Source organism: Bradyrhizobium sp. P2_E8 (assembly GCF_056403875.1).
Map to the genome: position 1 here is coordinate 1 of NZ_JBFUES010000271.1, position 7,910 is coordinate 7,910.

Sequence of the window (7,910 nt, forward strand, 5' to 3'; positions counted from 1 at the left end):
ATCTTGTAGCGCTCGATCAGCTCCAGAAACTCTTCCGCCTCGAAGCGCGGCATCAGCACCAGCGCGCCGCCGAGCTTGCCGGCGCGGATGCCGAACGAGTTCGGCGCGGAGTGATAAAGCGGGCCCGGCAGGATCGCGCGGGCGCCGGGCTTCAGCCCATAGATCATCGCGCGCATGCGCTCGCCGGCAGCCGCTTGCTCCGGCGTCGGCGCATTGCGCCGCACGCCCTTGGGGTGGCCGGTCGTGCCTGACGTGTAGATCATGTTCATCGGCTGCGGCACGATTGGGCCGTCATAAGGTTGATGCTGCGCGAGCCATGTCTCGAATTCGATCGCGAAAGCCGGCGGCGCGAGAATATCCGGATCGATCTTGTAACTGGACAGGATCTCCGGCGGCGTCGGCACGCTGAGCACGGTGACGCCCGGTGGAATCGCATCGCGCAGGGCGTGCAGCATGTCGGCATGACCGATCAGGACGGACGTGCCGGTATCGCCAAGGATGTAGTTGATCTCCTCCGGCTTGAAGTGCCAGTTGATCGGCACGCCATAGGCCCCGAGCCGCATCGCGGCGTAAGCGGCCTCGAGGAAGGCAATGTCGTTGCGCATCAGCATGCAGACGCAATCGCCTTGGCGGACGCCGATCTTGCTGAGGCCACTCGCGATGCGGTCGGCACGGTCAGCGACTTCGGCGTGGGCACGGCGGCGCTCGCCGGAGACGATGCCGAGGAACTTTGACGTTTCGCTCATTGTTGTTTTCCGATCTTTCGTCGGTTCAAAACTGTAGCCACACCCGCGGTCGTCATTCCGGGATGCGCCGAAGGCGCAGGCCCGGAATCCATACTCCCGATCGTGGTTATGGATTCCGGGCTCGATGCTACGCATCGCCCCGGAATGACGGGGAGTTACTAGTCCACATATTTCGGCGCGCGCTTTTCGAGATTGGCGCGCACCGCCTCGGTCTGGTTCGCGCTGCCGATCAGCTTCTGCTGCTCGACCGACTCGGCAAGCAGCGCCGGGCCCGGATCGAGCGAGAGATTGTTGAGCAGACGCTTGGCGGCACGGATCGCATCGGGGCTCTTGCCGGCGATCTCGCGCGCGACGTCGAGAGCTGCGGCGCGAGGATCGTCGCAGATGCGCGTGGCGAGGCCATAGGTCATCGCCTCCTGCGCGGAGAAGATGCGGCCGGTGTAGGTGAGATCGCGCAGGATGTCGTCGCGCACGAGACTGGCCAGGATGGGCGTGCCCGCCATATCAGGCACGAGGCCCCATTTGATCTCCATCACCGACATCCGTGCATCGGGGGAGAGAAAGCGCATGTCGGCGCCGAGCGAGAGCTGGAAGCCGCCACCGAAGGCGACGCCGTGCACGGCGGCAATCACCGGCACCGGAAGCTGACGCCATCCCCATACCGCCTGTTGCGGGAAGTTCGCCTGGCCGTGCGTGCGCTTGGTGAGATCGCGATTTTCGCCACCCGGAATTCCGTTGCCGCCCTTCTCCTTCATGGCGGCAAAACGCCCCATGTCGAGGCCGGCGCAGAAGGCCCGGCCTTCGCCCGAGAGCACGACGACACGCACGCTTTTGTCCTTCGAAAGCCGGTCCGTTGCGGCAACAAGGGCCTCGAACATGGCCTGATCGAGCGCGTTCATCTTGTCCGCGCGCACCAGGCGCACGTCGGCGACGCCTTCCGAGATCGAGATCGAGACGCGCTCTTCCATGGATGAATTCTCCCCTGTTCTTGTTCAGTGCCGCTTTACAGGAAGCCTGCGGCCGGATTTAGTCAATCGACCAATTAACTGACAATCCGTACGGGAGAAACAGCCATGTTCAAGGAAAATCTTCTGGCCGGCAGGAACATCCTTGTCACCGGTGGTGGCACCGGACTCGGCAAGTCGATGGCGGCGCGCTTTCTCCAGCTCGGCGCCGAAGTGCACATCTGCGGCCGGCGCAAGATCGTCTGCGACGAGACCGCGACCGAGCTGATGGATCTCCATGGCGGACGCGTCACCAGCCACGGCGTCGACATCCGCAACGCGCTCGCGGTCGAGGAGATGATCGAAAACATCTTTCGCGAAGCGCCCCTCACCGACCTCATCAACAACGCCGCCGGCAATTTCATCTCGCGCACCGAGGAGCTGTCGCCGCGCGGGTTCGACGCCGTCGCCAATATCGTCATGCACGGCACGTTCTACGTGACGCATGCGGTCGGCAAGCGCTGGATCGCCTTGAAGCAGCCGGGCAACGTCGTCTCGATCACCACGACCTGGGTGCGCAACGGCTCGCCCTATGTGGTGCCGTCGGCGATGAGCAAGTCGGCGATCCACGCCATGACGATGTCGCTTGCGACCGAATGGGGCCGCTACGGCATCCGCCTCAACACCATCGCGCCCGGCGAGATCCCGACCGAGGGCATGAGCAAGCGGATCAAGCCGGGCGACGAAGCCGGCGCGCGCACCAAGGCGATGAACCCGATGGGCCGTGTCGGCACCATGGAGGAATTGCAGAACGTCGCCGTATTCCTGATCTCCGGCGGCTGCGACTGGATCTCCGGCGAGACCATCGCCATGGACGGCGCCCAGGCGCTGGCGATGGGCGGCAACTTCTACCAGCTCCGCGACTGGAGCGACGACGACTGGAAAACCGCGCGCGAGAGCATCATGGCGCAGAACGAGAAGGACCGGGCGAAGCGGGGGTAGATTCTCTATAACGAGAGACTTGAGACGTCGCTTCACATTCCGGTGTCGTCCCGGCGTAGGCCGGGACCCATAGCCACCGAATTTGGTTTGGCGAAGATTGGTCATGATCGGTCTTCGCAAAATTGCGTTCWGTGGTTATGGGTCCCGGCCTTCGCCGGGACGACGATGGCTGGAGTAGTCGCGAGCCCCTCCCCCATCTTGTCTTCACCCGCGGATGACGCCACACTCCCAGGCATAAAAACAAGACTCTACGGGAGGAACATGTCCACACAACCATTGGCGAATCTCGCCGACATGGTGCGCGAGCGCGCGGCGAGCCGCGGCAACGCCACCGCCTATGAATTCGAGGGCCGCGTCACCAGCTTTGCCGAATTCGACGTGAAGACCAACAAGGTCGCCAACGCGCTTCTAGCGATGGGCGTGAAGAAGGGCGAGCGCATCGCCTATCTCGGCAAGAACAGCGACCTCTATTTCGAGCTGCTGATGGGCGCGATGAAGGCCGGTGTGGTGATGGCGCCGGTGAACTGGCGCCTTGCCGGGCCCGAAGTCGCCTTCATCGTTGGCGACTGCAGGGCGCCGGTGCTGTTCGTGGGACCGGAGTTCCTCACACTGGTCTCGCAGATCAAGGACCAGCTGCCCGGCGTGCGCACGATCATCACCACCGAAGGCGGCGCGCCGGACTGGCAGGATTTTACGGCCTGGCGGGATGCGCAAAGCGGCGACGATCCGAAGGTGCCGATCGACACGAAGGACATCGCGATCCAGCTCTACACCTCAGGCACAACGGGCAAGCCGAAGGGTGCGATGCTGTCGCATGCGAACTTCCTCAATCTCGTGCAGACCGGTAATGCCGAAGACAAGCCGGAGTGGAACCGGTGGTCGACCGACGACGTGTCGCTGGTCGCGATGCCGATCTTCCACATCGGCGGCTCGGGCTGGGGCGTGATGGGCCTCTATCACGGCGCCCGCGGCGTGATCGCGCGCGAGTTCGATCCGACCAAGGTGCTGGATTTCTTCGAGCAGTCCGGAATCACGAAGCTGTTCATGGTTCCGGCGGCGATGCAGTTCGTGGTGCGGCAGCCGCGCGCGAAGACAGTTGATTTCTCCAGGCTGAAATACATGCTGTACGGCGCCTCGCCGATTCCGGCAGCGCTGCTGAAGGAGTGCATCGAGGTCTTCAAATGCGGCTTCGTGCAGATGTACGGCATGACCGAGACGACAGGCACCATCGTCGCGCTGCCGCCGGAGGATCACGTCGAGGGGCTGGAGCGGATGCGCTCGGCCGGCAAGGCGTTGCCGGGTGTCGAGATCGCCATTCTGGATGCGGACGGCAAACCGCTGCCGCCGCGCCAGGTCGGCGAGATCGCGACGCGCTCGGGCTCCAACATGGCCGGCTACTGGAACCTGCCGGAAGCAACCGCATCGACGCTGCGCGGCGACGGCTGGCTGCGCACCGGCGATGCCGGCTACATGGACGAGGACGGCTACCTCTACATCCACGACCGCATCAAGGACATGATCATCTCCGGCGGCGAGAACATCTATCCGGCCGAAGTGGAGAGCGCGCTGTGCGATCACCCCGACGTCGCGGAAGCCGCCGTGATCGGCGTGCCCGACGACAAATGGGGCGAGGCGGTGAAGGCGGTGGTGGTCATGAAGCCCGGCAGGCAAGCGAGCGCCACCGACATCATCAACTTTACCCGCGAGCGCATCGCCGGGTTCAAGACGCCGAAAAGCGTGGAGTTCCTGCCGGCGCTGCCGCGCAATCCCTCAGGCAAGATCCTGCGGCGGCAGCTGCGCGAGCCGTACTGGGCGGGGAAGGATAGAAGGGTGAATTAGCCCTGGCTATATCCACATTGTCGTCCCGGCGAAGGCCGGGACCCACCGAATTGGATTTGGCGAAGGCTTGGAGTTGCCATCCCGCGCTACAACCCCTCCCTGGGGTTATGGGTCCCGGCCTTCGCCGGGACGACTCGGGGAGAGAGCGCCGCGGGAAGCTAATGCTTCCCCGGCCCCATATAACCGAACAGGAACCCCGCCACCTTGCGCATCTGGATCTCCTCGCTGCCTTCCGTAATGCGGTAGCGTCGATGGTGGCGGTAGATGTGCTCGAACGGCTTGTGGCGTGAGTAGCCCATGCCGCCGTGGACCTGCATGGCGCGGTCGGCGGATTCGCAGCAGAGGCGGTTTGCCCAATAGTTGCACATCGAGACGCGGTCGGAGAGCGTGCGCTCGATCTGCTCCTCGGTGAGCTGATCCATCTCCCAGGCGGTCTTGCGGATCAACAGGCGCAACATCTCGGCCTGCGTCGCGAGCTCCACCAGCGGGAACTGGATCGCCTGGTTCTCAGCGAGCGCCCTGCCGAACGGCTTGCGCTCGCGCGCATATCTGACGCTTTCGTTGATGCAATAGACGGCGGCACCGAGCGAGCTGGCGGCCTGGCGGATCCGGTTCTGGTGCACGAAGCATTGCGCCAGCGACAGGCCGCGGCCGACCTCGCCGAACAACGCATCCTCAGGCACGAACACGTCGGTGAAGCTGACGCGGGGATGATCGGTCGGCATATTGAAGGTCCACATGTACTCCTCGACCTTGACGCCGTGGCTCTTGGCCGGGACGAGGAAGCAGGTGATCCCGCGCGCATCGCCGTCATTGCCCGAGGTGCGCGCGAACAGCGCGCAGTGGGTGGCGACATGCATGCCGGTCGTCCACATCTTCTCGCCGTTGATGATCCAGCCCTTGACGTTGTCGCGGGTCGCCGGCACCGCCCGCGTCTCCATGTGGGTCGCGTCGGAGCCATGATGCGGCTCGGTGAGTCCAAAGGTTATGCGGTACTTGCCCTTGATCGAGCCGTCGATCATCGCTTTCTGATCATCGCGGCCGTAGCGGTCGAGCATGGTGACAACAGGGAAATTGCCGACGATGGAATGCTCGTTCTGAAGGTCGTTGTGCAGCCCGAGGCCCTTGGCGGCAAAATGCTCACGGATCACCGCCATCCAGAGGTTGGAGCCGTCCTTGCCGCCATACTGCTTCGGTACTGGAAAGCGCAGGTGACCGGCGGCGTCCGCGAGATCCTTGGCCTTGCGCAGCAGCGCCTCCCACTCGTGGCGCGGCAGGCCACCATTCTCGAAATCGGTGCGCGCCCATTCGCGGCGATGATCGAAGAAGCGGATGTTGTCGTCGGCTTGTTCGAGCGGCTTGATCTCGCGTTCGATGAAACGGTCGAGCTCTCCGAGATAGGCGACGAGATCTGTTGGCAATGAGAAATCCACGGTTCTCTCCCGGATGATTTTTTCGTTTTGCGTTAAGGCGCTAACCGCGCTTTGCTTCGTACGATTAAGGTGAGAAGAGCACGCGCGTGTCAAGCAAGCCGAGACGTGCCGGCCACGCAAGGCGCGCCCGCGCAATTCGATGGTGCTCCAGCGCTTGCGCGCGCTAGTATGCCGGCAATATTCCTTCAGAAGAAAATGCGGGAGCGAGCGATGGAGCTGAAATTTTCCGAGGTAGAACGCAAGGGACCGATCACGATCGTCACGCTGTCGCGGCCCGAGGTCTACAATGCGCTGCACACCGACGCGCATTTCGAGCTCCAGAAGGTGTTTGACGATTTCTCGGCGGATGCCGAGCAATGGGTCGCGATCGTCACCGGCGCCGGCGACAAGGCGTTCTGCGCCGGCAACGACCTGAAGTGGCAGGCGGCCGGCGGAAAACGCGGCTGGGACAAGGGCGGGTTTGCCGGCCTCACTGCGCGATTCGACTGCGACAAGCCGATCATTGCCGCGGTGAATGGTGTCGCGATGGGCGGCGGCTTCGAGATCGCGCTCGCCTGCGACCTTATCATAGCCTCGGAGAATGCGACCTTCGCCCTGCCCGAGCCACGYGTTGGGCTCGCCGCGCTCGCCGGCGGCCTGCACCGGCTGCCGCGGCAGATCGGGCTGAAGCGCGCCATGGGCATGATCCTCACCGCGCGCCATGTCAGCGCCAAGGAAGGGCTCGAGCTCGGCTTCGTCAATGAGGTGGTGCCGCAGGGCGAGGCACTGACGGCCGCGCTACGCTGGGCGGAGATGATCACCAAGAACTCGCCGATGTCGATCCGGGCCTCGAAGCAGACCATCCAGAAGGGCCTCGCCGTCTCGCTGGAGCAGGCGATCGAGGAGCAGCGGGAATATCCGGCGGTGAAGGCAATGGTGGCCTCGCAGGACTACATCGAGGGCCCGAAGGCGTTTTCGGAGAAGCGTCCGCCGAAATGGGTGGGGAAGTAAGGGCCTTCTCGCCGGCGTCATTCCGGGGCGCGCCACTTGGCGCGAGCCTGGAATCCATCGAGCGGCAGAGATTGCGGATGAACGGATTCCGGGCTCGTCGCTCCGCGACGCCCCGGAATGACGAGGAGAGTGTGGCGCGCGGATGCCTCAACGCCGTCATTGCGAGCGAAGCGAAGCAATCCAGAATCTTTCCGCAGGAATACTCTGGATTGCTTCGTCGCAAGGGCTCCTCGCAATGACCGCGGATGTAGCACTGCCTACCCGTCTCGCGACAGCTCGCGCTTGTAGGACGCATAATTCGGCTGGTCTACCGCGAGCTTGTCCATCGTGGTCGCCCACAGATGCTCGGCGAGGCCCGGCGTTGCGAGGTTGAGCTCGCCCCTGGCGATGCGATCGGCGAGCGTTCGGTTGAGGTCCGTCACCGAGCCGTCAATGCCAAGCAGTGCACGCAGCCGCTCCACCTCTTCCGCATCGCTCCCCTGCTCCTGCGTCAGTTGCCGCGTGACGAGGTCGAGGATGTTGATGGCGACGCGCAGCTTGAAGGCCTGATGGCCGGAGATCAGCGGCGTGATGTCGCTGCGAAGGAAATCGGCGACTGACTTGGTCAGCTCGACCGGGGTCGGTTCGTCCTGCATGCGTCAGCTCCCGCGCGGCGCCAAGAGCCGCAACAGATCGATTTCGGTCTCGGAGGCGCGGCGCCCGATCATGGCGCGCTCCATGGAATGGTCCGGGCCCTCGCGAAACCGCTGCATCATGCCGCCGCACATGATGCCCCAGCGCAGCGTGCCCATCACTTCCCAGAATTTCACGCGCGCCGGATCGACTTTTCGGCCCGCCGCCTCATAGCCTGCGAACAGCTCCTCGCGCGACCCAAAGCCGCCGACCGGCTTGTCGATCTCGCCAAAGCGCCAGGAATTGACGCAGACCCAGCCGAGATCCTCCATGGGATCGCCGAG

At 64.0% G+C, this 7,910-nt stretch carries 7 protein-coding genes and 1 pseudogene; 3 read left to right on the forward strand and 5 right to left on the reverse strand.

The features are described from left to right. Together AC1D00_RS16880 and AC1D00_RS16885 are read right to left on the reverse strand one after the other, a co-directional pair. Positions 1-746, reverse strand: a 746-nt coding sequence (locus tag AC1D00_RS16880; RefSeq protein ID WP_477011457.1) for an AMP-binding protein, incomplete at its 3' end; no start/stop codon positions are given. Positions 747-904: 158 nt separating this feature from the next. After that, the gene (locus AC1D00_RS16885; protein WP_477011458.1) at positions 905-1,714 is read right to left on the reverse strand and encodes a crotonase/enoyl-CoA hydratase family protein; all 810 of its coding nucleotides are present in this window, start codon (positions 1,712-1,714) and stop codon (positions 905-907) included. A gap of 105 nt (positions 1,715-1,819) precedes the next feature. Here AC1D00_RS16885 and AC1D00_RS16890 point away from each other — a divergent pair, with 105 nt between their 5' ends. Then, positions 1,820-2,692 (forward strand): SDR family oxidoreductase, encoded by an 873-nt coding sequence (locus AC1D00_RS16890; protein ID WP_135172436.1) that lies wholly within the window; start codon positions 1,820-1,822, stop codon positions 2,690-2,692. A gap of 261 nt (positions 2,693-2,953) precedes the next feature. Continuing rightward, positions 2,954-4,531 carry a fatty acid--CoA ligase gene (locus AC1D00_RS16895; protein WP_477011459.1) on the forward strand — a complete coding sequence of 526 codons (1,578 nt, stop codon included), beginning with the start codon at positions 2,954-2,956 and terminating at the stop codon, positions 4,529-4,531. 158 nt (positions 4,532-4,689) lie between these two features. On the opposite strand, the gene AC1D00_RS16900 is transcribed toward AC1D00_RS16895, so the two are convergent. Next, positions 4,690-5,964, reverse strand: a complete 1,275-nt coding sequence (locus AC1D00_RS16900; protein WP_135172434.1) for an acyl-CoA dehydrogenase family protein — start codon at positions 5,962-5,964, stop codon at positions 4,690-4,692. 210 nt (positions 5,965-6,174) lie between these two features. On the opposite strand from AC1D00_RS16900, the gene AC1D00_RS16905 reads away from it, so the two are divergent. Beyond that, a complete protein-coding gene (locus AC1D00_RS16905; RefSeq protein ID WP_477011460.1) occupies positions 6,175-6,954 on the forward strand; it encodes an enoyl-CoA hydratase-related protein in 780 nt (259 codons plus the stop codon). Between the two features lie 257 nt (positions 6,955-7,211). On the opposite strand, the gene AC1D00_RS16910 is transcribed toward AC1D00_RS16905, so the two are convergent. Both AC1D00_RS16910 and AC1D00_RS16915 read right to left on the reverse strand, forming a co-directional pair. Then, a complete protein-coding gene (locus AC1D00_RS16910) occupies positions 7,212-7,589 on the reverse strand; it encodes a DUF6285 domain-containing protein (protein ID WP_135172432.1) in 378 nt (125 codons plus the stop codon). A gap of 3 nt (positions 7,590-7,592) precedes the next feature. Beyond that, positions 7,593-7,910 (reverse strand): annotated as a pseudogene (locus tag AC1D00_RS16915) (phosphotransferase family protein); the annotation flags it as partial.